This window comes from Streptomyces sp. NPDC046716, assembly GCF_040645755.1.
Lineage (GTDB): Bacteria > Actinomycetota > Actinomycetes > Streptomycetales > Streptomycetaceae > Streptomyces.
This window is the reverse complement of record NZ_JBEYYU010000073.1, coordinates 14,937-38,348: the sequence shown is the minus strand read 5'-3', so window position 1 is coordinate 38,348 and position 23,412 is coordinate 14,937. Positions and strand designations below refer to the sequence as shown.

General features: G+C 72.7%; 18 protein-coding genes. 9 read left to right on the top strand and 9 right to left on the bottom strand.

Annotated features, from left to right (window positions below; translation table 11 throughout):
• Positions 1–167: 167 nt before the first annotated feature.
• The 3 genes from ABZ930_RS35845 to ABZ930_RS35835 all read right to left on the bottom strand — a co-directional run bounded on the left by ABZ930_RS35845 (position 168) and on the right by ABZ930_RS35835 (position 2,350).
• Entirely contained in the window at positions 168–1,229 is a 1,062-nt protein-coding gene (locus ABZ930_RS35845; RefSeq protein ID WP_361557774.1) for an LLM class flavin-dependent oxidoreductase, read from the bottom strand.
• Entirely contained in the window at positions 1,229–1,750 is a 522-nt protein-coding gene (locus ABZ930_RS35840; protein WP_361557771.1) for an SRPBCC family protein, read from the bottom strand. Before ABZ930_RS35840 ends, ABZ930_RS35845 begins: the two co-directional genes overlap by 1 nt.
• Positions 1,751–1,852: 102 nt before the next feature.
• On the bottom strand, positions 1,853–2,350 hold the full coding sequence (locus ABZ930_RS35835; RefSeq protein WP_361557768.1) for a helix-turn-helix domain-containing protein: 498 nt from the start codon (positions 2,348–2,350) through the stop codon (positions 1,853–1,855).
• A gap of 158 nt (positions 2,351–2,508) precedes the next feature.
• Here ABZ930_RS35835 and ABZ930_RS35830 point away from each other — a divergent pair, with 158 nt between their 5' ends.
• Both ABZ930_RS35830 and ABZ930_RS35825 read left to right on the top strand, forming a co-directional pair.
• Entirely contained in the window at positions 2,509–3,366 is an 858-nt protein-coding gene (locus ABZ930_RS35830) for a MoxR family ATPase (RefSeq protein ID WP_361557777.1), read from the top strand.
• Positions 3,363–4,709, top strand: coding sequence for a VWA domain-containing protein (locus ABZ930_RS35825; protein WP_361557765.1), 1,347 nt, complete (start codon positions 3,363–3,365; stop codon positions 4,707–4,709). The genes ABZ930_RS35830 and ABZ930_RS35825 overlap by 4 nt, the downstream gene beginning before the upstream one ends.
• Positions 4,710–4,719: 10 nt before the next feature.
• Here the strand turns inward: ABZ930_RS35825 and ABZ930_RS35820 are convergent, their stop codons facing one another.
• The 5 genes from ABZ930_RS35820 to ABZ930_RS35800 all read right to left on the bottom strand — a co-directional run bounded on the left by ABZ930_RS35820 (position 4,720) and on the right by ABZ930_RS35800 (position 14,478).
• Positions 4,720–5,778, bottom strand: coding sequence for a helix-turn-helix domain-containing protein (locus ABZ930_RS35820; protein WP_361557762.1), 1,059 nt, complete (start codon positions 5,776–5,778; stop codon positions 4,720–4,722).
• A gap of 89 nt (positions 5,779–5,867) precedes the next feature.
• Positions 5,868–10,724 (bottom strand): DNA repair ATPase, encoded by a 4,857-nt coding sequence (locus tag ABZ930_RS35815; protein WP_361557759.1) that lies wholly within the window; start codon positions 10,722–10,724, stop codon positions 5,868–5,870.
• A 96-nt stretch (positions 10,725–10,820) separates the two neighbouring features.
• On the bottom strand, positions 10,821–12,899 hold the full coding sequence (locus ABZ930_RS35810; protein ID WP_361557756.1) for a flotillin family protein: 2,079 nt from the start codon (positions 12,897–12,899) through the stop codon (positions 10,821–10,823).
• 440 nt (positions 12,900–13,339) lie between these two features.
• On the bottom strand, positions 13,340–13,756 hold the full coding sequence (locus tag ABZ930_RS35805; RefSeq protein WP_361557753.1) for a hypothetical protein: 417 nt from the start codon (positions 13,754–13,756) through the stop codon (positions 13,340–13,342).
• A 65-nt stretch (positions 13,757–13,821) separates the two neighbouring features.
• A complete protein-coding gene (locus ABZ930_RS35800; protein ID WP_361557750.1) occupies positions 13,822–14,478 on the bottom strand; it encodes a maleylpyruvate isomerase N-terminal domain-containing protein in 657 nt (218 codons plus the stop codon).
• A gap of 126 nt (positions 14,479–14,604) precedes the next feature.
• Here ABZ930_RS35800 and ABZ930_RS35795 point away from each other — a divergent pair, with 126 nt between their 5' ends.
• The 5 genes from ABZ930_RS35795 to ABZ930_RS35775 all read left to right on the top strand — a co-directional run bounded on the left by ABZ930_RS35795 (position 14,605) and on the right by ABZ930_RS35775 (position 19,223).
• Positions 14,605–15,390: an IclR family transcriptional regulator gene (locus tag ABZ930_RS35795; RefSeq protein ID WP_361557747.1), complete on the top strand. Its 786-nt coding sequence runs from the start codon at positions 14,605–14,607 to the stop codon at positions 15,388–15,390.
• Positions 15,391–15,582: 192 nt separating this feature from the next.
• A complete protein-coding gene (gene hutU, locus ABZ930_RS35790; protein WP_361557744.1) occupies positions 15,583–17,304 on the top strand; it encodes a urocanate hydratase in 1,722 nt (573 codons plus the stop codon).
• Positions 17,305–17,386: 82 nt separating this feature from the next.
• Positions 17,387–18,046 carry a histidine phosphatase family protein gene (locus ABZ930_RS35785; RefSeq protein WP_361557741.1) on the top strand — a complete coding sequence of 220 codons (660 nt, stop codon included), beginning with the start codon at positions 17,387–17,389 and terminating at the stop codon, positions 18,044–18,046.
• A gap of 88 nt (positions 18,047–18,134) precedes the next feature.
• Positions 18,135–18,815: a hypothetical protein gene (locus tag ABZ930_RS35780; protein ID WP_361557738.1), complete on the top strand. Its 681-nt coding sequence runs from the start codon at positions 18,135–18,137 to the stop codon at positions 18,813–18,815.
• Between the two features lie 48 nt (positions 18,816–18,863).
• Positions 18,864–19,223, top strand: a complete 360-nt coding sequence (locus ABZ930_RS35775) for a hypothetical protein (protein WP_361557735.1) — start codon at positions 18,864–18,866, stop codon at positions 19,221–19,223.
• Here ABZ930_RS35775 and ABZ930_RS35770 read toward each other — a convergent pair.
• Positions 19,220–20,269: a chitinase gene (locus ABZ930_RS35770; protein WP_361557732.1), complete on the bottom strand. Its 1,050-nt coding sequence runs from the start codon at positions 20,267–20,269 to the stop codon at positions 19,220–19,222. The two genes, ABZ930_RS35775 and ABZ930_RS35770, sit on opposite strands and share 4 nt — an antisense overlap.
• Positions 20,270–20,559: 290 nt before the next feature.
• Between ABZ930_RS35770 and ABZ930_RS35765 the strand changes: the two genes are divergently transcribed.
• Together ABZ930_RS35765 and ABZ930_RS35760 are read left to right on the top strand one after the other, a co-directional pair.
• A complete protein-coding gene (locus ABZ930_RS35765; RefSeq protein WP_361557729.1) occupies positions 20,560–21,924 on the top strand; it encodes a solute carrier family 23 protein in 1,365 nt (454 codons plus the stop codon).
• Entirely contained in the window at positions 21,921–23,237 is a 1,317-nt protein-coding gene (locus ABZ930_RS35760) for an amidohydrolase family protein (protein WP_361557726.1), read from the top strand. The genes ABZ930_RS35765 and ABZ930_RS35760 overlap by 4 nt, the downstream gene beginning before the upstream one ends.
• Positions 23,238–23,412: the final 175 nt, after the last annotated feature.

Below are 23,412 nucleotides of genomic sequence, written 5' to 3'. Positions count from 1 at the left end.
GAACTCGTCGATGACCAGCAGCAGCCGGGGCAGCGGGGCGAGTTGCGGGTCGCGGGCGCGCTTGGCCCCGCGCCCCTGAGATGCGCACTGCGTGCGCCATCTCATCGGGGAAGGCTGCGCGCAGCGCATGCCTTCAGGGGCGCGGGGAACTGCGCGACCAGCCACACTCAGGCGGCACCCGAAGAGCTCACCTCGCGTACCAGCTCGATGGCCCGGCCCAGCGTGGCGAGGCGGGCGTTCAGGGAGTCGCCCGCCGGGTACAGCCGCACGGTGTCCACCCCGGCGTCCCGCCACACCCCCAACCGGGCCCGCACCATCTCCTCGGTACCGATGAGCGTCGTCGCCAGCACCATGTCGTCGGTGACCAAGGACGCGGCACCGTCCCTGTCACCGGCCTGCCACCGCTCCCGCACGGCCGCCGCCACCTCGGCCCAGCCCTGCCTGCTGTACGCCTGGTTGTAGAAGTTGGTGGACGCGGAGCCCATGCCGCCGAGACTGAAGGCGAGTTCCTTCTTGCGGCTCGCGAGGATGACCCGCAGCGCGTCCTCGTCCTCGGCGAAGTTCACCTCGGCCCCCTGACAGATGTCCAGGTCAGCGCGGACGCGCCCACCCGCGGCGAGCCCGGCGTCGAGATGGTCGAAGTAGGCCTCCTTGGCCCCCTCGGGCACGAAGCTGGTCCCGAGCCAGCCGTCGGCCACCTCGCCGGTCAGCCGCAGCATCTTCGGCGACAACGTGGCCAGATAGACGGGCAGTTCGTGCTCGGCCCGCATCGACAGGCGCATCGGGCGGGCGTCACCACCGGGCAGCGGGAGGGTGAACTCCCGTCCGTCGTAAGCGATCTTCTCGCCGCTCGCCGCCAGCCGCACGATCTCGACGGTCTCCCGCATCCGGGCCAGCGGCCGCGCGAACGGCACCCCGTGCAGCCCCTCGATCACCTGGGGACCCGACGGGCCGAGGCCGAGCAGGAAGCGCCCCTCGGAGATGTTCGACAGGGTGATCGCCGCCCGCGCGATGGCGGCCGGGGTGCGGGTGGCGAGCTGGATGATGCCGGAGCCGAGCAGCATGCGCTCGGTGCGGGCCGCCAAGTAGCCGAGCGGGGAGGGCGCTTCGGACCCCCAGGCCTCGGCGACCCAGCAGATGTCCATGCCGAGCTTCTCGGCCTCGGTCACGAAGTCGACCGTCTCGCGCCAGTTCCCGCCGGACGCCTCGATCGTCGTAGAGGTGCGCATCAGCGGGTCCCGGCCTCCTCGGCGAGGGACTTCAGGCCGTCGAGCGTGGCGCCCATGGCCCGCTCCAGCTCGTTGAGCCGTACGTGGACGATCTTCTGCTCCTTGTCGGGCATCCGGTCGATCGCGTACGAGAGTCCGGAGCGGCCGGGGCCGAGCTGGACCCACTGCGTCAGTTCCGTGGATCCGTCGTCCTGCGCGTCGAGCGTGAACCTCCATACCGCGCTGGGGAGTTCGGGGTCGGACACGGCCCAGGCGAAGGCCCGGCAGGGCGCGCACTCGACGACGTACGACGTGGTCTCCCAGTCGCCGAAGGACGGGTGCCGGTTGCGGCCGAGGAACCGGGCGCCGACCTCGGGCCCGCCCGCCTCCGCCAGCCACTCGGCCGCCTGTAGCTCGTCGCTCAGCCGCGGCATCAGGCCGATGTCCGTGACCAGCGCCCAGACCCGCTCCGGCGGTGCCGCGATCCCACGCCGCACCTCGACGGTCGGGGTGTCCGCGTAGCGCGCACCCGTCCACTCCATGGTGACCACCTCTCTCGGTTCTGACCACGAGAGTTTCGTAGATGGACTCACTCCGTCAAGAGGACTGGCCCCAGAGGGACGGACCACTCGGGCGGCGCTGGTTCAGCGGGTGAAGCGGGCCGCGACGTCGGGGCGCCGGGCCAGCCGCTCCGGGTAGCCGGGGCCCTGGCGCGGGCGGGTGTCGGCGGCCGTCATCGGCTCGCCGCAGCCGCCGCACACGACCGCCGCCTCCGCCACCTGGCCGCACCGGTCGTGCTCGAAGACGACGGGCGCGCCCTCCTCGCCGGACAGCCAGCGGTTGCCCCACGCGTTCATGGCGGCGAGGACGCCGAAGAAGTCGCGGCCCTTCTCGGTGAGGACGTAGTCGTGGCGGACCGGCGCCGTCTCGTAGGCGCGCTTCTCCATCAGCCCCTCGTCGACCAGGCGGCGCAGCCGCTCGGCGAGGGTGGTGCGGGCGATGCCGAGTTCCTGCTGGAAGACGTCGAAGCGGGTGATCCCGTAGAACGCCTCACGGAGCACGAGCGGCGTCCACCAGTCGCCCAGGAGGTCCATGGTGCGGGCGATGGAGCAGGGCCAGTCGGCAAAGGAAGTGCGCCTCATGGGGCCAGGATACGGACGGTTCGCCGAGTCCGTCCTTGTTCAAGACTCAGGAGGCGGTACGGGACGTGACGTTCGCCATGAAGCGCGCCGGGTCATTGTGGAGCGCCGGGGGAACTGATCAGCTGACAGTCCGCGACGCACCCGTTCTGGAGGCCCTGTTGTTCACGTCCGTGGACGATGTCACCGCTCGTCTGGCCGAGACCGGCTATCTGGCCTCCCCCGCGGTGGCGACCACCGTCTTCCTCGCCGCGAAGCTGGGCAAGCCGCTGCTCGTGGAGGGCCCGGCCGGCGTCGGCAAGACGGAGCTGGCGAAGGCCGTCGCCGCGATCAGCGACGCCCGCCTGATCCGGCTCCAGTGCTACGAGGGCGTCGACGAGTCCCGCGCCCTGTACGAGTGGAACCACGCCAAGCAGCTGCTGCGCATCACGGCGGGGCGCGACGAGTCCTGGGACGAGACCCGCACGGACATCTTCAGCGAGGAGTTCCTGCTGGCGCGGCCGCTGCTCACGGCGATCCGCGGCGACGACGCGAAGGTCCTGCTCATCGACGAGATGGACAAGGCGGACGTCGAGGTCGAGGGCCTGCTGCTCGAGGTGCTCTCCGACTTCCAGGTGACGGTGCCGGAGCTGGGGACGATCGAGGCGACGCGCCGCCCGTTCGTGGTGCTGACCTCGAACGCGTCGCGCGAGCTGTCCGAGGCGCTGCGCCGCCGCTGCCTCTTCCTCCACATCGGTTTCCCCGAGGAGGAGCTCGAGCGGCGGATCGTCGCCCTGAAGGTGCCCGAGCTCGACACGGTGCTCGCCGAGTCGCTGGTGCGGGTCGTGGGCGCGCTGCGCGCCATGGACCTGCGCAAGGTGCCGTCGGTGGCGGAGACGGTCGACTGGGCGCGCACCCTGCTGGCGCTCGGCGCGGACCGGCTGGACGAGGAGGTCGTACGGGCTTCGCTCGGCGTCGTCCTCAAGCACCAGGAGGATGTGCAGACGGCCGCGGCCAAGCTCGATCTGGACGCCGTGTGAGCACCGGGGACCGCGTCACCGCCCTCGTCCGGGCGCTGCGCGCGCACGGCGTGCGGATCGGCACCGGCGAGAGCGTGGACGCCGCCCGCGCCGTGGCCGCCCTGGGCCTGGACAACCGCGAGCACGTCCGTGAGGGGCTGGCCGCCGCGCTCCTGCACGACCAGGGGCAGCGCGCCGTCTTCGACCCCGTCTTCGACCTGTACTTCCCGCGTGCGGTCGGGGCGCCGGAGCGGCCGTCGGGTCCCGCCGACCGTGACGAGCTGCGCGCCCGTCTCGCCGAGGCGCTGGCAGCGAACGACCGGGCCGCGCTCGACGCGCTCGCGGCGGAGGCGGTGGACGGCTTCGGGGGCTACGACGGCGGCTCGGGCTTCTCCTCGCAGCAGGCCCTTGACCGGCTGCGCCCGCAGACCCTGCTCGCGCAGATCATGGCCGGGATCCGGGCGGGCGGCGGGCAGGCGGGGGCGTTCACCGACCGCATCGAGGCCGACGAGATCCGGCGCCGCATCGAGGAGTTCCGCACGCGGGTGCGCGACGAGGCGCGGCGCCGGGTGGCCGAGGCCCGCGACCGGGACGAGGTCGCCCGCCGGATGCCCGTGCAGACCCCGGACCGCACGCTGTTCCTGTACGCGGGCAAGGACCAGCTCGCCGAGCTGCGCAGGACCGTGCATCCGCTGGCCCGCAAGCTGGCCACCCGGCTGGCGGCCCGCAGGCGGCGCGCGGCGCGCGGCCACATCGACCTGCGCCGCACGCTGCGCGGCTCGCTGTCGACCGGCGGTGTGCCGATGAACCCGGTGCTGCGCAGGCGGCGTCCGGCCCGCCCCGAACTCGTGCTGCTGTGCGACGTGTCCGGTTCGGTCGCGGGGTTCGCGAACTTCACGATGCTGCTGGTGCAGGCGCTGCACGACCAGTTCAGCAAGATCCGGGTGTTCGCCTTCGTCAACCGCATGGACGAGGTGACGGACCTCATCGCGGACGGTGCCGCCGATCCGGAGGGGCTGAGCGGGCGGATCACCGCGGAGGCGACGCTGACCGGCTGGCACGGCAGCAGCGACTACGGCACGGCGCTCGGCGAGTTCGTGGAGCGCTACGGCGCCGCGGTCGGCCCGCGCACCTCGGTGTTCGTCCTCGGCGACGCCCGCAACAACCAGCAGGACCCGAATCTGCCCGCGCTGCGCCGGATCGTGCGCGCCGCCCGCCGCACCTACTGGCTCAACCCGGAGTCGCGCGCCCAGTGGGACACCGGGGACTCGGCGGCCGGGCTGTACGGCGACGTCGTCGAGATGTACGAGTGCCGCAACGCGCGCCAGCTGAGCGCCCTGGTGGGCCGGCTGCTGCCGGTCTAGCGCGTGCCGCTCACAGCGGGCGGTCCGGCCAGTCGAGCAGCCGGGCCCCGATCACCGCGGTCTGCAGCGTGTAGCGGGAGACCGGGTCGGTGGCGTCGGCGCCGGTCAGTTTGTGGATGCGGGCCAGCCGGTACGTGAGTGCGCGCACGCTCAGCTTCAGCCGGCGGGCCGCTTCGGCGGCGACGCAGCCGGAGTCGAAGTAGGCGGTGAGGGTGTCGATCAGCGGCTGGGCTCCCCCGCGGGCGCTCTGGAGCGGCCCGAGCGTGGTCCGCACGAGGTCCGCCATGGCCTGCCGGTCACGGGTGAGCACCGGGTAGACGAGCAGGTCGGCGGAGCGCAGCACCGGATCGGCGAACTCCAGGCGCTGGGCGAGTTCGAGGGTGCTGAGGGCCTCCTCGTAGGACTGGACGACGCCGCCGGGGCCGGGCTGGGGGCGGCCGATCGCGACGTGGCCGCCGTCGGTGGCGGCGTAGGCCTGCTTGGCGAAGAAGCTCAGGATCTCGTCCTGGTCGCCGGGGGCGACGCAGACGAGGCGGCCGTCCTTGGTGGTGAGCAGGATGTCCCGGTCGCCGAACCGGCCGATCATCGCCTGTTCCACCCCGCGGGCCACGGCGTCGCCCTCGTCGTAGGCGAACTCGCCCTCGGCCACCGCGACCGCGTGCTCGTAGGCCAGCCGGAGCCCGAACCGCTCGGCGCGCTCGGCGAGTTGGCCCATGTCGCTGCGGCCGTACAGGAGGTCGTCGATGAACTCGCGGCGGGCGGCCTCCTCCTGCCGCATGGCCTGGCGCTGGGCGCGCTCGTAGCCCTCGGCGAAGGCGTCGACGGCCTGTTCGACGGCCGTCATGACGCTGTCCGGGGCCGGGGCGCCGGACGGCCAGTTCAGGCGCGCGCCGGCGAGGTGCGCGGCGACCAGGGCGCGCAGCCCGTATCCGGCGTCGGCGGCCTGTTCGCCGAGTGCGCGGCGGGTGTCGAGCTCGTCGCGGGTGAGGCGGCGGCCGGTCGCGGAGGCGTCGGCGAGCAGCGCGGCGTACCCGTCCAGGTAGTGGTCGGGTATGTCGTGATCGGCCATGCGCGCCCTCGCTGTCGTGCTGTGTCGGCTCCGTCTTTTTAACGCACCGTCGACGGAGACGATCGTGCGGGGGCCCGCGGTTCGCCTGTTCAAGGCCGTGGCGGGTGCGGGGCGGCGGTGCCGGTGGCCCGGGTGATGGCGGACTCGACGGCCGCGATCCGGTCGGCGAGGAGACCGAGCGCGGCGACGGCGCGGGCGGCGGGATCGTCGCCGTCGGCGCCGCCGAGGGCGCGGGCACGGACGTGGGCGGCCTTCACCTCGGCCCATCTGTCGGCCTGTTCGGCGCTCAGGCGGCCGCGCAGCTCGGCGAGTTTGAGCAGGTTCGCCTCGGCGCCCGAGGTGAGGGTCTGGGCCTCGCCGGTGTAATGGTCGTCGAGGACGGCGGAGAGTTCCGCGGCGTTCATGGCGGGGTCGATCCGGGCGGCGATCTTGTTCATGTTGCGGTACGAGCCCTGGAGCAGGAAGGGCGGTTCGGTGCGGGCGTCGTCGGACCGGGCCGCCGAGGCGATGTAGGCGGCGTTGACGGCGAGGACCGTGTCGCGGGCGGTCAGCAGATGGCGCAGGACGGAGACGATCCGCTCGGTCTCGGCCGGGGCGTAGGGGTGGGTGAGCCGGTCGGCGCGGGCCGTGGGGTCGTCCGCGGCGAGCCGCAGCAGGATGTCCAGGTCGGCGCGGTCGCGGCCGGCGAGCGGGGCGAGGTGCGGGTTGGCGGTGAGCGCGTTCTCGACGAAGCTCAGCGCGAACGCCTCCTCCTTGCCGGTGAGGACGTCGCCGAGGTTCCACACGTCGGCGCGGTTGGCGAGCATGTCGGGGATGCGGAAGCGGTGCCCCGACTCGGTGTACGGGTTGCCGGCCATGCAGACGGCGAACCGCTTGCCGCGCAGGTCGTGGCTGCGCGGCTCGCCCTGCCACACGCCGTCCATGCGGCGCTGTCCGTCGCACAGGGCGATGAACTTCTGGAGCAGTTCGGGCGAGGTGTGCTGGATGTCGTCGAGGTAGAGCAGGACGTTGTTGCCCGCCTCCAGGGCGAAGTTGACCTTCTCGATCTCCTGGCGTGCGGTGAGGTTCGGGGCCTCGGCGGGGTCGAGGGAGGTGACGTCGTGGCCCAGGGCCGGTCCGTCGACCTTGACGAGGAGCATGCCGAGCCGGTCGGCGACGTACTCGACGAGGGTCGTCTTGCCGTAGCCGGGCGGTGAGATCAGCAGCAACAGGCCGCCTGCGGTGCCGAGTTGCTTGGCGAGGCTGTCGCCGATGAGCGGCAGGTACACCTCGTCGACGAGACGGCTGCGCACGAAGGTGGGCAGGACGCGCGGCCGGTGGTCGGCGAGGCGCAGCCGGTCGTGTTCGGCGGCGACGAGCGAGGTGCGCAGCCGCTGGTAGGCGCGGAAGCCGGGGACGGTGTGCTCGCGGAAGTCCCGGGTGCGGGCGAGGAGTTCGTCCAGGCGGAAGGTGAGGCGCCGTCCGTCGATCCGCGGGTGGGTGCCGAGCAGTCCTTCGACGGTGGCGGTCAGGGTCGCGTCGGCGTCGTGGCGCGGGAGGTCCGGGCAGAGTTCGAGCGCGACGGCCTCCGGCAGCTCACCGGCGTCGTCGCCGACGGCGGTCGCGTACGCGGTCAGCCAGGCCTCGACGAGCGAGCGGCGGGCGCCGAGGTCGCCGACGGCGGCGAGGTCGTCCTCGTAGGACGGACTGTCCACGGCGCGGCGGAACTTGTCGAGGAAGGTGCGGGCGCCGACGGCGGTGACGAAGCCGTCGGGTCCTGTGGTGAGTTCCTCGAAGAGATAGGCGGCGACGTTCGGGGCCTGCGGGTCGTCGGGGCCGATGCGCTCGGCGAGCTCCGCGCACCAGTCGTCGATCGCGGGGGCGAGGCCGAACGTGTCGCGGGCGCGGGCCAGCGACACCGCCCGCCGGGTCCACTGGCCGCGCTGGGTCTCCGTCGTCGCGTGCGCCCAGAACAGCTGGGCGGCGGCACGGACGGCCGGGGTGTGGCGGAGCAGTCCGGCGCCGGTGTGCAGCCGCAGCAGCGCGGTGAGGATCGCGGTGGCGTCGTGGTCGTGGACCCCGCGTTCGTAGCCCTCGTCGTACGCCTCCTCGGCTGCGGCGCGCACGAGGGAGGGCAGGTCGTCGCGGGCGAGCAGGTCCTCGGCGCCGCGCTCGGCGAGGAGGCGGGCGGCGAGGTGTTCGGCGCGGTAGACGGCCGCGTTCTCGGAGGCCAGCGACTGGCCCCAGTGGGCGCGGAGTGCGGCGAAGGCCGGGTCGTCGACGGGGGCGCGGTAGTCGGTGCCGGTGAGCGCGTAGGCCATGCCGTCGTCGCCGTGCGGGACGAGGGCGAGTTCGGGCAGCCGGGTGTTGACGGCGATGCGGTGCCGGCCGAGGCGGAGCGCGGTGCCGCCGTCGGCGTACAGCTCGGTGCGGTCGCGCAGGGCGCGCAGGGCGTCCTGCCGGGCGACGGCGAGGCGGCCGTCGAGTTCGTCGGCGCGGACCTGGTCGTCGCGCTCGCGCAGGGCCTCGACGGTCCGGCGGACCTTGGCGACCATCGGGTCGGAGGCCAGGAACGTGCTGATCTCGTCGAGGGAGCCGAGGTCCGCGAGGCGCCGGGCGACGGTCTGAAGGATGCGCTGGGCGGAGGTGGCGAGGCGTTCGGTGTGCCGGGCGCGGTCGTCGGCGAGGGTCTGCTTGCGGGCGGCGAACGCCTCGTGGATCTCGACGCGCCGGGCGTCGAGGTCGGCGAGGAAGTCGTCGCTGTCCGCGAAGCGTCCTTCCAGGTTCTCCAGGCGCAGCAGCAGGCGGGCGAGCTGGTCGTCGCAGGCTTCGGGTGTCGTGGCGGCGGCCAGCGCGCCGGTGACGGCCTGGCCGAGCAGTGAGAACTCGGCGGCGAACTCGGCCCGCCCCTCGTGGACGGCGAGTTCGCGGCGGCGGGCGTCGAGGGTGGCGCGGGCCCGGTTGACGCCGGCGAGCGCTTCGGCGATGCGCTCCAGGACGTCGGCGCGCACGGTCGCGTCGTCGATGTCGAGGCCGCCGACGACGTCGGTGACGGTCTGGAGCTGTTCGGCGAGTTCGGCGACGCGTTCGGTCAGCGGCGCGGCCTCGGCGACGGTGGTGAGCTGTCCGGCCTGCTCGGTGAGCCGGTCGAGGTCGGCGTGGTGGGCGGCGAGGGCGTCGGGCCGGGCGAGGAAGGCGACGGCGCGGGCGCCCGCGGAGGCGAGATCGGTGGCGAGCTGTGCGGCGAGGGCGTCGATGCGTTCGACGTCGGAGTAGCGCAGTTCCTTGAGGGTGAGCAGGCGGCCCTGGGCGCGGCGCAGTTCGGTGAGCCGTTCGACCCATTCGTGGGCGCTGCGGGGTGCCTCGCCGCGGATCCGGCGCACCAGGGTGGTGAGGTGGGCGGCGGCCTCGTCGTAGGCGTCGGCGGCCTGCTTGGTGAGGGCGCGCACGGTCTCGTACTCGGTGACGATCCGGGCGGCCGTGGAGCGCAACTCGTCGACGGGAGCTCGCAGTTCGCCGGTGTCGGCGAGCCAGGGGAAGGTGTCGGTGACGCGTTCGCAGGCGGCGGCCAGTGCCTCGTAGGCGGTGGCGGTCGGGGTGGCCGCCGCCTCCTGGACCGTGTGGACGAGGGAGAGGCAGTCGGCGATGCCGCGCACCAGGTCGGCGTTGCCGATGCGGGCCAGTTCGGGGTCGGCGGAGCCGGCCGCGGTCTCGTGGGTGTCGGCGGTGAAGGGGGTCGCCCAGCTCTGCACCGGGTGGGCCCGGCCGGGCTCCGTGGTGGCGCCGTCGCGCAGCAGCACGAGGGTGCCGTCGTCGAAGAGGGCGTGGCCGCGGCCGGTGAGCGGGGTGGCGATCTCCTTGCGGATGAGGTGGTAGGGCAGCAGCAGGGTGCGGCCCGCGGCGCGGGCCCGGAAGACGTAGAGGACGTCCTCGCCGCCGGGGGCGCGGACGGTGCGCTCGTAGGCGAGGCCCGTGGTGTCGACGGCGTCGAAGGTCTTGTGGGCGCCGGTGGCCAGGCAGTAGCCGCCGGGGAAGACGACGCCCTGCTCGTCGGGGAGCACCCGGCAGGCCTGCCCGATGCCGTCGAGGCGGACGACGGACTTGGTGAGGGTGTTGAAGACGAGGTGGCGGTCGACCCGCTCCTTGTAGGGGCGCACGCGCAGCAGGATCAGCGGGCCGACGCGGGCGTGCGCGACGGCGGCGTCGGCGAGCGACTGGAGGGGTTCGTCGACGGGTTCGGCGTGGATGCCGTCGCCGGTCTCGGTGTCGTCCTCGGTCTTGACGGTGAGGCTGCCGCCGACCGTCGACACCCAGATCTCGCCGCCGGGGATCGCGATGTGCGGGTGGCGGCCGAGGACGTGGTCCTCGCGGGTCGTCGGCCGCCAGTCGATGTCGTGGGCGGGGGGCCGGACGTCGTCGCGGTCACCGCGCGCGTCGAGGAAGCGGGCGCCGCCTCGGGCGTCGAGCTCCCAGCGCAGGACCCGGATGTCGTCGGCCTTGTCGCCGGTCTGGAAGACGGCGAGCAACTTGCCGTCGATCAGCCGGAGTTCGAGGAGCCTGCTGTCGCGGTAGTAGCGGAAGAGGGCGGCGAACTCGGTCCGGAACGCCGGGTCGTCGAGGAGTCCCGGCACGGCGTCCTCGGGCAGCCGTGCGAGCTCGCCGTCGGGGGTGTGCAGGGTGAAGATGTCGCCGACCTCGGGCGGCTGGGTGCCGAGCACGTCGCGCAGGCCGACGAGGAGGGCGCCGCCGACGGCGACGACGTCCCGGGCCAGGCGCGGGGCGTCGGTGCGGACGGCGCCGCTGCCCGTGAGCGTGAGCTCCGTGGAGCCGAACGCGGCGCCGCGCCGGTCGTTCAGCGCGCCCGCGCGGTCGGCCAGTTCGCGGGCCTGTGCGGCGAGCCGGTCGCGCAGTACCTCGTACGTGCCCGCGTCGGGGCCGTCGGCCGTCCGGGCCGTGCCGGTCTCCATGCGTGGCGTCCTTTCCTGCGTGATGCACGCTCAGTTCGAGTGTGGTGCGGCCGGGACCGCCGACCCCCGTACGGCGGCCCCGGCCGGTCTGTGCGGTCAGGCGTGCGCCACGCCGTTCAGCTTGCCGAGCGGCAGGTCTGCCACACCCAACTGGCTGGCCTTCTCCAGGAGTTCGCCGATCTGGCCGGACTGCTCGCCGCCGTCGCGCATCATCTTCATCAGCAGCGCGGAGACGGTGAGGTTCTGCACGTCGGCCGTGGAGACGGAGCCGAGGATCTTCGACAGGTCGTCGGTGAAGCTGGCCGAGCCGTCGAGCCACGGCTTGGCGAGGGCCTGCGCGGTGTCGGAGTGCTGGACGAAGGAGTCGACGCCCTTGCCGAGCGCGATCGAGGACATCAGCCGGTCGAAGAAGACGGACTCGCCGCCCACGATGCTGATGTCGGCGCTCTCCAGGCCGGTGGCGAGGACCGTGGCCTGCGCCTCGGCGACCTGGCGCTGCACGTCGATCCCGGCGAGCCGGATCTCCTTCTCGGCCTGGAGCCGCAGCCGGTACTCCTCGTGGCCGCGCGAGGCGTCGTCGAGGGCGGCCATCGCGGCGGCCTTCTCGTTGATGCCCTGCGCCTCGGCCTTCAGCTTGGCGGCGATGGCCTCGGCGTCGGCGAGGGCCTTCGCCCGGCCGCCCTCCGCCGCGGCGAGGGCCTTGGCCCGCTCGCCCTCGGCCTCGGCGCGCATCCGCGCCCCGGTCGCTTCGGCCTCCGCGCGCCCGGCCTTCTCGATGACGTCGGCCTCCTGCTCGCGCACCTGCACCTCGGCGAGGCCCGCGGCGGCCGTCTCGGCCTGAATGCCGGCGGCCAGCTTGACCTTGGCCTGCGCCTGGAGGTCGGCGGACTTCAACTCGGCTTCGGCGAGGGTGAGTTGCTCGGCGGCGCGGTGCGTGGCGGCCTGCTCGGCGGCCTCCGCGGCCTTGATGTCCTTGACCAGCTTCTCCTGCGCCTCGGCCTCGGCGGCGATGATGACGGCCTGGCGGTCGCGTTCGGCCGACTCGACCGCACGCAGCTTCTTGATGGACTCCTCCTGCTCGGCGACCGTGCGGTCGACGGCGACGCGCTCGCGGATGACCTCGGCGATCTCCCGCTTCTCCGCCTCGACCTCCTTCTCGGCGGCGATCTGCGTCAGCTGTGTCTCGCGCTCCCGCGCGATGGCCTCCAGCATCCGGTCCTTCTCGATGCGCTCGTTCTCGACGGCGATGACGCGCTCGCGGTTCTTCTGCGCGACGGCGACCTCGCGGGCCTGGTTCTCGCGCTGCACGCCGAGCTTCTCCTCGGTGGCGAGGAAGGCTCCCTGGGCGCGCAGCCGCTCCTCCTCGACCACCCGCGCGGTCTCGGCCTCCTCGCGGGCCCGCACGGTGTCGATCTCCCGCTTCTGCTTGATCTCGGCGTCGGCCTGGCGGCGCTCCAGTTCGAGGATGGTCTCCCGGGCGTCGACGTTCTGCCGGGTGATCTCCTTCTCCTCGGTGCGCTGGAACTCGTTGGTCTTGACGTGCTCGATCGCCGTCAGTTCGGTGATCTTGCGGATGCCCTGGGCGTCGAGGACGTTGTGCGGGTCGAGCTGGTTGAGCGGCGTCTGCTCCAGGTAGTCGATCGCCGCGTCCTCGAGGTGGTAGCCGCTCAGGTCGACACCGATGACCTCGATGATCTTGAAGCGGAGTTCCTCGCGCTTGGTGTAGAGGTCGGTGAAGTCCATCCCCTTGCCGACGGTCTTGAGCGCCTCGGAGAACTTCGCGTGGAACAGCTCCTGGAGCGTCTTCACGTCGCTGGCACGCGCGGTGCCGACCGACTGCGCGACCCGGATGACGTCGTCGACGGTCTTGTTGACCTTGACGAAGAACGAGATCCGGATGTCGGCGCGGATGTTGTCCCGGCAGATCAGGCCGTCGCGGCTGGTCCGGGTGATCTCGATGACCTTCACCGAGATGTCCATGACCTCGGCCTTGTGCAGGACGGGCAGCACGACCTGTCCGGTGAAGGTGACGTCCACCTTGCGCATCTTGGAGACGATGAGCGCCTTGCCCTGTTCCACCTTGCGGAACAGTCTGGTGAACACCAGCAGCATGACGACGAGGGCGAGCAGGACAGCGACGACGGACACGCCGATGCCCACAGTGGTGGCATCCATGGTGAAATCCTTTGGATCCGGGGGCCGACGGCACCCCGAGAAGAAGATGAGAGAACGCGGGCGGAGGCGGCCGTGCCGCACACTCCTGCCGTCGCCCGGGACCGCTTACGCGGAGACCGGGTGAGTCGCGCCGGAGCCGTGCGACGACGGCCCGGGTTCATCGGGAGCGATGCGGTCCGTCGGGCGCGCCGCGCGCATACCCGCGTCCGTCCCGAAGCCGGCCGTGAGGAACTCCCCCATTCCTACGCCCCCTTCACCGCCGTGCTCGGCTCCGCCCCGGCGTCCGGCCTCGTTTCCGAGGCGCGGCACCGGGGCCAGGCCCCCGTTTCTGCCGTGGTCATCCTGTCCTGCCACGGAGGATCCGCGCATTGCCGTGTTCCGGCAATCTTTACGCGTTCTTGATGCCGGGGAGCGACACCGAGCAGCCTGCCGCGGGAGCGTCAGGACAGATCGGCGCGGCCGAGCCAGGACGGCTTCACCGGGATCCCGTCCTCGTCGTAGCGCACGACGGGATCGGGCCGGTGCGCCGGTTCCGGCCGCGGAGGTTCGGGCTCCGGCACGGGCTCAGGTTCCGGCTCGGGTGCCGCCGAGTCGTCGATCAGCTCGGCCAGCGTGAACCGCGTACTGAACGTCTGCCAGGCCCCGTCGACGACGAGCAGGAACCCGTCGGTCTGCCGGAACAGCCGGCGCCGCTTCGGGCTCATCGGGTGCGTGGGCGAGAACGCCCGGGCCCGCCGTTCGAGTTCGGCCAGCGCGTCCTCCCGCGCGCCCTCCACCTGCGCCGCCACCGCGGCCTCGATGTGTTTGCGCTCCCCGGTGCCGACGGTGGTCTCGACCACCAGCCCCCATGTCGCCATCCGCGCCCCTCCCCCTGCTCGTTCACCCTCTGCCGGGCCGCCACGGAACCGCCGGCCCGACCCGCTCATCCGAGTATCACCGGGAGCCGGTCCGCCACCTCCCCCAGCGCCGCCCGCTCCGCCTCGTCGGGCGCGCGCCGGCCGGTGCCGAGCAGCAGCGCGTCCGTGTCGGAGAGCACGGCGGGCAGCGGCGCGCCGGCGATGGACTCCAGCAACTCCCGCGCCCGGCCGAGCCCTTCGGCCGACGGCCTGGGCGCGTCGGGGAGTCCGGCGATCAGGTCGAGGTGGTGCAGCGTCCACTCCAGCACGTACGCGTCGAGGTAGTCGCGGGCGGTCAGCACCTCGTCGCGGGTGCCGACCCGCAGCGCCGGGTCCACGAGCCGCGCGGCGCGTCCGGCGGCGGAGCCGACGTCGTCGAGGTGGAACCTGAGCAGGCCCGGGTCCCCGTAGGCGGCGGCGAGCCGGACCGTGAGCGCGGCGAGGGGATCGTCCTCGCCGGGCCGGTGGTCGTCGATGGTCCAGTAGGTCACCGCGTCCCGGGTCGGCGCGGTGTGTGCGGGAGTGACCAGGGTGATCAGGACGTCCTGCGCGTCGATGACGAGGTGGCAGACCAGGTCCCGGACGAGCCAGCCCGCGCAGCCGGACGGCCGCGCGAAGTCCTCGTCCGTCAGGTCCCCGACCGTCGTGAGCAGGTCCGTCCAGGTACGTGAGAAGAGATCCACGCCTGCACGCTACGCGGCCCGGCACGCCGCCCCGCGGGGGTTTCCCGGATCGTCGCCGCCCGGCGTAGGGTCGGCGCCAGGCAGCCCCCGTCGTGAGGCCCCGTCGTGAAAGGCCGTGCCGCCCCCATGCCCACCAGCGCCTCCCCGGCCGTCGGCCGCGCCCTGGACATCCTGCTCCATCTGTCCGGCCGTCCGGGCCCGGTACGCGCTCCGGCGCTCGCCGCCGACCTGGGCATTCCGCGCTCCAGCGTCTACCACATCCTGACCGTGCTGGTGGACCGCGGCTTCGTCACCTACATCCCGGAGGGACAGCTCTACGGGCTCGGGGTCTCGGCCTTCGAGGTCGGCTCCGCCTATCTGCGGCACGAGCCCCTGGAGCGGCTGGCCCGCCCGCTGGTACGCACGCTCGCCCAGCAGCTGGGCCAGCCCGTGCACCTCGGGGTGCTGCACGGCGCGGAGAGCGTGTACCTGCTCAAGGAACTGCCGTCGGCCTCGCACGCCCCGGAGCCCGCGCCGGACCTCGTGACCGACGTCGGCGTCCGGCTGCCCGCGCACCTCACGGCGAACGGCCGCGCCCTGCTCGCCCACTCCTCGCCCGCGCAGGTCCGCGCGCTCTTCCCCTCGGGCCCGCTGATCACCCGCACGGGCCGGGGGCCGCGCACCCCGGCCGAGCTGCGGAGCGGCCTCGCCGTGGAGCGGGAGCGGGGCTGGTCGGAGGAGGTCGGCCTGGTGACGGAGGGGATGCGCTCGCTGGCGGTGCCCGCCTTCGACCACCTCGGGCAGCCGGTCGCCGCGCTGTCCACGACCTGGCGGCGGGCGGCGGGGCACCACACGGTCGACGAGATCGTGGAGCGGCTGCGGCGCGCGGCTGCCCGGCTCACGGCGGCGATGCTCGGCCACTCCCCCGCCTGAGCCCCGCGGCGGCCTGCGTCCCACCGGCCGAAGCAGTCTCGGATCCGAGACATCTGCCCCGGCGCACTGGTCCGGGCCTCCCCCGTCTTCTGTGATGGCAGAGCACGAACCGTTCCCCGTCCGGGGCGGTGATCCACCCGTTCCCCGCCGGCGCCCCGTACCGTCGGGAACACCGGCTCTCCTGGAGGTCTCATGACCGGCTCCGCCCCCCTCCCGCCCGTCACCCGCCACCACCCTCAGGAGAGCCCCTCCGGGGCGCAGCCCCGTCCGGTACGCGCCCCGCGCGGCACCGAGCTCACCACCCTGGGCTGGCAGCAGGAGGGCGCCCTGCGGATGCTCATGAACAACCTCGACGCCGAGGTCGCCGAGCACCCGGACAAGCTGGTCGTCTACGGCGGCACCGGAAAGGCGGCCCGCTCCTGGGAGGCGTACGACGCGATCGTGCGCACCCTGAAGACGCTGAAGGACGACGAGACGCTGCTCGTCCAGTCGGGCAAGCCGGTCGGTGTGCTGCGCACCAACGAGTGGGCGCCGCGCGTGCTGCTCGCCAACTCCAACCTCGTGGGCGACTGGGCCAACTGGGAGGAGTTCCGCAAGCTGGAGGCCGAGGGCCTCACCATGTACGGCCAGATGACGGCCGGATCGTGGATCTACATCGGCTCGCAGGGCATCGTCCAGGGCACGTACGAGACCTTCGGCGCCGTCGCCCGGAAGAAGTTCGACGGCACGCTCGCCGGGACGATCACGCTGACCGCCGGTCTGGGCGGCATGGGCGGCGCCCAGCCGCTCGCCGTGACGATGAACGAGGGCGTCGCGATCTGCGTCGACGTCGACGAGTCGCGGGTCGACCGCCGCATCGGCACCCGCTACCTGGACGTCAAGGCCGACAACCTCGACCACGCCCTTGAGCTGGCGGTGCAGGCCCGCGACGAGCGTCGCGGCCTGTCCATCGGTGTCGTCGGCAACGCCGCCGAGGTCTTCCCCGAGCTGCTGCGCCGCGGCGCCCCGATCGACATCGTGACCGACCAGACCTCGGCCCACGACCCGCTCGCCTATCTGCCTGTCGGCATCTCCGTCGAGGACTGGGACAAGGAGCGCGAGGCGGACCCGGCCGGCTTCACCGAGAAGGCCCGGCAGTCGATGCGCCTGCACGTGGAGGCCATGGTCGGCTTCCTCGACCAGGGCAAGGAGGTCTTCGACTACGGCAACTCGATCCGTGACGAGGCCCGCAAGGCCGGTTACGACCGCGCCTTCGACTTCCCCGGCTTCGTACCCGCGCACATCCGCCCGCTGTTCGAGGAGGGCCTCGGCCCGTTCCGCTGGGCCGCCCTGTCCGGCGACCCGGAGGACATCGCGAAGACCGACAAGGCGATCAAGGAGCTGTTCCCGGAGAACAAGCACCTGCACCGCTGGCTGGACATGGCCGCCGAGCGGATCTCCTTCGAGGGTCTGCCGGCCCGCATCTGCTGGCTGGGCTACGGCGAGCGCCACCTCGCGGGTCTGAAGTTCAACGAGATGGTGGCCTCCGGCGAGCTGTCCGCGCCGGTCGCCATCGGCCGCGACCACCTCGACTCGGGCTCGGTGGCCTCCCCGTACCGCGAGACCGAGGCCATGAAGGACGGCTCGGACGCGATCGCCGACTGGCCTCTCCTCAACGCCCTGGTCAACACGGCTTCGGGCGCCTCCTGGGTCTCCCTGCACCACGGCGGCGGCGTCGGCATGGGCCGCTCCATCCACGCGGGCCAGGTCTGCGTGGCCGACGGCACCGAGCTGGCCGCCCGCAAGATCGAGCGGGTCCTGACCAACGACCCGGCGATGGGTGTCATCCGGCACGTCGACGCGGGGTACGAGCACGCGGCCGAGGTCGCCGACGAGCGCGGGGTGCGCGTGCCGATGCGCGAGGGCGACCGGTAGTCCGGCGGGTCGGGGGGCCGCGGCGGATGGCACAGTGGAGAGGCTGCCCGAACATCACCGGAGATCCGGAGGCCCCCTCCCCATGCGTCTGATCCTCATCCGCCACGGCCAGACCCCGTCCAACCTCAAGCACCTCCTGGACACCGCGGTGCCCGGCCCCGGCCTCACCCCGCTCGGGGTGGAGCAGGCCGCCGCGCTGCCCGAGGCGCTGGCGGGCGAGGAGATCGACGCCCTGTACGTGTCGACACTGCTGCGCACCCAGCTCACCGCCGCGCCGCTGGCCGAGGCCAGGGGCCTGGAGGCCGTGGTGCGCGAGGGACTGCGGGAGCTGATCGCCGGTGAGCTGGAGATGCGCGGCGACGACGAGGCCGCGGGCATCTACATGACGACCGCTTTCGCCTGGGCGGACGGTGACGTCGAGCGGCGGATGCCGGGCGCGGAGAACGGCACCGAGGCCCTGGGCCGCTTCGACGCCGTCGTCGCCGAGGCGGCCGGGTCCGGAGCGGGTTCGGTGGCGATGGTCAGTCACGGCGCGGCCATCCGCACCTGGGTCGCGGCCCGCGCCACCAACATCGACGTGGCCCACTCGGCGTCCCACCCCCTCTCCAACACCGGTGTCGTGATCCTCGACGGCTCCCCCGAGACCGGCTGGCGCTGCGTGCTCTGGGAGGGCGAGCCGCTCGGCCCGGCGGACCCCACTCCGGACGCCGACGGCCCGACGGGCGCCCCTGTCGCCGCCTGACCCGCTTCATCGCCGCTTTTGCCACCCGATGGTTCCCGCATGGGTAAAACTTGAGCCTTTCCCGGTCACCCAGCGAGGAGCGCACCGGATGAGCAACGTACTGACCATGTACACCGGCCCGAAGAGGAGCGACGACCGCGCACAGGCGAAGTTGGGGCCCATGGTCAGTTTCGCCAACGGGTCGGGGGGTGCGCCGTCGGCCGTCTATGTGGAGCGCGACCTGCCTGAGGGAGGCATTCCCGCGTACCGCGCGGCCCGTGGCAGCGGGGCCCGTTCCTTCGTGCTGTGGGCCGACGACGGCAGGCGGGAGCGGGTGGCCACCGTGGCGACCCTGTCGGCCACCGGCGGTGTCGCCCGATTCCAGGTGCTCGGCGCGCAGGGCGAGCTCATCGGCACGCTCGTGCGCGAGAAGGCGCTCCGTGGCAGGGGGCTGCGCACCCGCTGGACCGTCACGCAGCCCGGCAGACCCGACTCGGTGGGCTTCAAGGGCCGGATCGTGTGGTGGTGGTTGTGGTGGCCGCTGCTGCCGCTGATGGTGCTGGTCCTCCTGTTCAGCGTGTTCGACAGTGTTCCGATGAACGAAGGGGGATTCGCGCGCGCTCCCCGGCGCATCCGATGGCGCGCGAAGGGACAGGTCCCGCTGGAGTTCCGGTCCAAGGGCGAACAACTGCACGTGCACGCCCCGGAGGTGGACTGGCGGCTCGGGGCGGCCCTGATCACACTGCTCCGCAGCTTCAACGCCGGCGCGTGGGACGCCGCGAAGAAGTGACCTGCGCGAGTGGCGCGACGGCGCCCTCGCACAGTAGAACTGGGCCTCATGTCTGACCAGCGGCCGGCTCAGCAGCCGGCACCGAGGCCCGGCCCCCGGTGGGGACACGCGCCGCCAGAGGACCCGCAGATCACCGATGCCTACCGGCGGCGGGCCGTCGTTCTCACCCGGCTCGCCCTGGTCGTCGGAGGGTGCATGGCGGTCGCGTTCGCGATCAGCGTGGCGTTCCTCTTCCTGGCCGACTCCGACAGCCGCAAGTCCGGCTACGGATATCTCGCGATCTTCATCTGGTTCGGGCTGGCCGTCGTGGCCCCGGTCCTGCTGGCGTTCGCCGTTCCCGCTTCCGTCATGACGCGGCGCGTGCGCCAGCAGGACCAGGCGCGGAACATGTCCCGCTGGGGAGGCTAGAGCCCCTTCACGTTGTCGCCGAAGGTCCAGCCCTTCGACCCGTCCCAGTTGATCGACCAGGTCATCAGACCCTTGAGTGCACCGCCGTACGTGTTCCAGGCCTGCGCCACCTGACCGGTCGTCATGTAGCCGCCACCGGCGCCTGATTGGGCGGGAAGCCCCGGTACCTGCTTGTCGTAGGGGACCTTGATGGTGGTCCCCTGCACGACGAGTCCCTGGTTCAGGCAGGTGGTCTGGGCGGTGAAGCCCTCGACGGTTCCGGCGGAGTAGGAGTCGCCGGAGCAGCCGTACATCGAGCCGTTGTAGTACTGCATGTTGAGCCACCACAGGCGGCCGTTGTCCGCGTACTTCTTGATGACGGGGAGGTACGCGCCCCAGATCGAGCCGTAGGTGACGCTGCCGCCGGTGACGTAGGCGGTCTCCGGGGCCATCGTCAGGCCGAAGCCGGCCGGCATCTGCGCGAGGATGCCGTCGATGATGCGGATCAGGTTGGACTGGGACGTGGACAGCTGGGAGATGTTCCCGCTGCCGGTGAGCCCGGTCTCGATGTCGATGTCGATGCCGTCGAAGTTGTACTGCTTCAGGATCGGGACGATCGTCTCGACGAAACGGTCCGCGACCGCCGTGGAGTTGAGGTCGATTCCGGCCGTGGCGCCGCCGATCGACATCAGGACCGTCTGGCCCGCGGCCTTGGCCTGGCACATCTCGGCCGGGGTCGCGACCTTCACGCCCGTGTCCATGCCGTCCTCCCACAGCGCCGTGCCGTCGGAGCGGATCACGGGGAAGGCGGCGTTGATGACGTTGTAGCCGTGCTGGGCGATCGCGGGATCGGTGATCGGGGTCCAGCCGAAGGGCGGGTGCACGCCGTTGGCGGCGCCGTCCCAGTTCTCCCAGTAGCCCTGGAGGACCTTCCCGGACGGTCTCGGCTTCGTGGCGCAGGTGTCGGCGGCGGGCGCGGCCGGCGCGGTGACGAGGAGGGTGGTGACGGTCGCGGCCGCGGTGAGGGCGGCGGCGAGGAGGCGGGGGGTACGGGGACGGAAGGACATGGGGGCTCCCGTGGGTCGCTGAACGCCGGACAGGTGTGGGGGGTGCCTGGTTGTCGCGAGCATGTCGCACGCTAAAGAGGTCCAGACCTTTCGTCAATGGGTCTGGACCAATCCGGGAGGCGTGCGAGGCGGGCGGTCGGCGGCGGTTTCCTGGCGGCAACGCCCGCGAAACACCCGCTGCCTACCGTCACCCGCACACCGGTCATGGCTGCAACGGCCGGTGGGCGTGCGGCCGTTCATCGCCCCGCGCGCTAACCAGCCGTCTTCCACCGAGCTTTCAGGGAGGAACGATGGCTGTCTCCGCGCGCGCCGATGCCGCCACCGACACCGATGCCGTCGCACCCGAGCCGGGCCCGCACCCCGTCGACGTACGGCCGCCGCTGCGCCGCCTTGTCCCGCTGAGTCTCCAGCACCTTCTGGTCGCGTACGCGGGCATGGCCACGATGCCGCTGCTCGTGGGCACCGCGCTGCATCTGCCCGAGGACCGGATACGGCTCCTCATCAGCGCCAATCTGCTGGTGAGCGGCCTGGCCACGCTGCTCCAGTCGCTGGGCCTTAAGGGCCTCGCCGGGGCGCGGCTGCCCCTGGTCATGGGGTCGACGTTCACGGCCATCACCCCGGCGGTGCTCATCGGGCAGGAGCACGGGCTCGCCGCCGTGTTCGGCGCGACCATCGTGTCCGGTCTCGTGACGCTGGCGGTCGCGCCCTGGTTCGGGCGCTGTCTGCATCTGTTCCCGCCCCTGGTGACGGGCACGGTCATCGCCGTCATCGGGTTCTCACTCGTGCCGTCCGCGGCCGGGCTCGTGAGCGGCGGCGAGGGCGGCGGGAAGGGGCTCGCGCTCGCCGCCGTGACCGTCGTGCTGGTCGTGCTCGTCGAACGGCTCGCGCCGCCCGCCGTCGCCCGGTTCTCGGTGCTCGTCGCGATGGCGGCGGGGACCGTGCTGGCCGTGCCGCTGGGCCTGTTCGACGGCTCGGGGGTGACCGGCGCGGGCACCGTCACCGTCCCCGAGCCCGCCGCGTTCGGGGCGCCCACCTTCGTGGTCCCCGCCATCGCCGCGATGCTCGTCGTGCAGCTGGTGAACATGGTGGAGTCCGTCGGCGACACCCTCGCCGTCGGGCAGATCGTGGGGCGCGGCGACGATGCGCCGACCGTGGTGCGGGCGCTGCGCGCGGACGGCGCGGCGACCGTGGTCTCGGGCGCCCTGTCCTCCTTCCCGATCGTGACGTTCGGGCAGTCGGTGGGCCTGGTCAGCGTGACGCGGGTGATGAGCCGGCACGTCGTGGCGCTGTCCGGGGCGCTGATGGTCGTCCTGGCCTTCGTGCCGGTGCTGGGCGCGGCCGTCGCGGCCGTGCCGGGGGCGGTGCTCGGCGGGGTGTCGCTCGTCATGTTCGGCACGGTCGGGGCGGTCGGACTGCGGATCGTCGCCAAGGCCGACCTCGGCGACTCCCGCAATCTGCTGACGGTGGCACTCGCCTTCGGGCTCGGCATGGTCCCGGTCGGCGCACCCGACTTCTACGCGCCGCTGCCCTCGTTCGCGCGCACGATCCTCGACAGCGGGATCGCCGTCACCGGCATCGTCGCCTTCCTCCTCAACCTGCTGTTCCACCACACCCCGGGCCGAACGTCCCGTCTCCGGAAGGAAACCGCGCGATGAGCCTCGACACGATCACCGACGTCACCGTCCTCAGCGGCGGCACCTGGCACGCGGGGACGGACGTCCACCTCGTCGACGGCCGCGTCCACGCGCTCGTACCGAAGGGTGGACTACCGCACGGGGAGCGGGTGCTGGACGGGTCGGGGGCCCATCTGACGCCCGGTCTCGTGAACACGCACACCCATCTCTTCCAGGCCGGTCTGCGCGGCATCGGTGAGGGACTGCCGCTGCTGTCGTGGCTGAGCGCCGTCGGCGAGGAGGCGGCCCGGCTCACCCCCGAGCGGGCGTACTGGACCGCTGCCGCCGCCGCGGCCGAGGCCCTGCGCAGCGGTACGACCACTCTGGTCGAGCACATGTGGCCGCACCCCTCCCCCGAGGTGCACGACGCGGTGCTGCGGGCGTTGCGGGACAGCGGGGTGCGGGCCGTACTGTGCCGCGGGGTCGCCGACCGGGCCGACGGCTCCCGCAAGTGGGGCTTCGATCCGCGTCTGATGCAGCCGCTGAAGGAGTCGCTGGCGCACACGGACGAGCTGATCGGGGCCGCGCGCGGCAGCCGGGTGGCGGTCGGGGTGGCCGTGCCCAATCCGCGCTGTCTGACCCCGGAGGGCATGGCGGCGGTGCGCGCGTTCGCCGACGAGCGCGAACTGCCGGTCTCCCTGCACCTGTTGGAGACGACGACCGACGACGCGATGTGCCGGGAGCACGCGGGAGTCGGCGCCGTCGAGTACCTGGAGCGGGCCGGGTTCCTGTGGGAGCGGCTGCTCGCCGTGCACTGCGTCGAGCTGGGCGCGGCGGGCCGGGCGGCGCTGGCCCGGCACGGGGTCGGCGTCTCGTACAACCCGCTCTCCAACATGCGGCTCGGCTCCGGCATCGCCCCGGTGCCGGACATGCTGGAGGCGGGGCTGCGGGTCGGGCTCGGGGTGGACGGCGCCGCGAGCAACGACACCCAGGACATGCTGGAGGCGCTGCGCATCGGCGCGTATCTGCAACGGGCGGCGCACCGCAAGGCCGATCTGCTGGGGTTCCCCGAGATGTTCGCGCTGGCCGCGAACGGCGCCAACCGCGTCCTCGGTCTGGAGGAACGCCCCGACGGGGTGCGGGTGGGCATGCAGGCGGATCTGGTGCTGCACCGCTTCGACCGGGACTACGCCTGCCTCCCCGTGCACGATCCGGGAGCCACGCTGCTGACCTGTGCGGGCACCAGGACCGTGGCCGCCGTGCTGGTCGACGGCGAGGTGCTGGTCCGGGACGGGGAGCATGTGCGCTTGTCCGGGGAGGAGTTGGCGGCCGGGCTCACCTTTACGGCCGCGTAACGGCACGGTCCCCGGACGAAACACGGGCCCGGCAGAGTGAGGTCATCGCGTACGGCTCCGGGTCACCGGGGACCGTGCCAGCCCACGGCGCCGGGCCCGGACGGGATCCGCCGCGACCGTGCCCGCGGACCTCTGTGCGTCCGCGGTGGGGATCGCAGGGGCGGTGACTGCATCC